Here is a 223-nt window from a genome sequence, read left to right as displayed (position 1 = left end):
CTGGTCATTGCCGATGCTTTCGGTGTGGTTGTGCATGACCCGGCGACGACAAAGGTGTGGGGCGGTAATCCACCGGCCGTGAGGGTGAAGAGTAAGCCGCTGGCGCTTTGCGTCTTTAGCCGGTCGGCAAGGTGTTTGGCGCCCGATGGCCTGGGTGGATTTTTCTGGAATGACATCACGTCCCCTTAATTTTTCATGAGGATATTCAACGCACAGACCTTCG

1 protein-coding gene is annotated in these 223 nt (G+C 56.1%); it reads right to left on the bottom strand.

The features are described from left to right. The coding region (locus ABR397_RS24235) for a hypothetical protein (protein ID WP_350307904.1) at positions 1-223 on the bottom strand (223 nt) is incomplete at both ends.

This window comes from Photorhabdus viridis (assembly GCF_040256935.1).
In the GTDB taxonomy this organism is placed as follows: Bacteria; Pseudomonadota; Gammaproteobacteria; order Enterobacterales; family Enterobacteriaceae; genus Photorhabdus; species Photorhabdus viridis.
The sequence above is the reverse complement of the archived record's forward strand: the minus strand, read 5'-3'. Positions and strand labels throughout refer to the sequence as shown.